The organism is Butyricimonas hominis, from assembly GCF_014287455.1.
Classification (GTDB): Bacteria; Bacteroidota; Bacteroidia; order Bacteroidales; family Marinifilaceae; genus Butyricimonas; species Butyricimonas muris.
Window position 1 is genome coordinate 1 of the sequence record NZ_JACOOH010000047.1, and the last position, 978, is coordinate 978.

Genomic DNA, 978 nt, shown 5'->3' on the forward strand with positions numbered 1-978 from the left:
TCAGGCAGAAAATTGAGAAAATCTACCGACAAGACTATGACCTATGGGAGAAAGTCATACAGAAGGCAAAAGAAAGCGGGGAAATCAGGAGCAACACGGACGTGAAGAAAACGGCTATCATGTTCCGGCAAATGTTTTTAGGACTGTCATACGAACAAGCATTTCTAAACGGTTTGAACGTGGACGAACTGGCAGAAAATTTTCGCCATATCTATTCGCTGCTTAAAGCCTGATACTCTTTTGTTTTTTTAACCTCGATTATTTTTGAACAGATGTTCAAATAATGGTATTTTTATCTTATCTTTGGAGCGAAGCAAAATTCAGCGACATGGATAAGGTTCAGAAACAAAGAGGAAGCATCGTGCTACACAAAGAAACAAGGGACGGTGCGGACTACATACGGATAGAATATGCGAACAGTCAGGCTGTCGCCCTGCTGCTCGCCCAAGACACGGGCATGGAAATGGCTGGTAACGGCTCTGCATACATAGCGTCAGCCGCTTTCAGCCTGCCGGATTTTTACGACCGCTATTCGCCCCACGCCTATATTGATTACAGCCGGGTTTACGTGCGGCATCCCAAACCCAAAAGGGAATACACACTGCCGAAAGGCTATCTCGAACTGCTGGAACAAAAGCGTTACAGCCCCTCGACCGTCAAAACATACCGTGCTTATTTCAGCGATTTCATGGAATATCACAAGGGACGGAACATCGACCGCCTGAAAGTGCCGGACATCAACAAGTACATACTCTATCTTGTGAACGAGAAGAAGATTTCGGTGTCGCAACAGAATATGCGCATCAATGCTATCAAGTTCTATTACGAGCAGGTGAAAGGCGGCAAACGGCAATACTATGGCGGTATCACCCGTGCCAAAGAGTACAAGAGCCTGCCCGAAGTGTTGAGCAAGAATGAAATTAAGCGCATCCTTGCACAAATTTCCAACATCAAGCATCACTGCATGATTTCGTTGGT

At 45.6% G+C, this 978-nt stretch carries 1 protein-coding gene and 1 pseudogene; both read left to right on the forward strand.

Annotated features, from left to right (window positions below):
- Positions 1–233: pseudogene (locus tag H8S64_RS22125) on the forward strand (TetR/AcrR family transcriptional regulator); the annotation flags it as partial.
- Between the two features lie 95 nt (positions 234–328).
- A partial coding sequence (locus tag H8S64_RS22130) for a phage integrase N-terminal SAM-like domain-containing protein (RefSeq protein ID WP_186978725.1) occupies positions 329–978 on the forward strand: 650 nt, incomplete at its 3' end.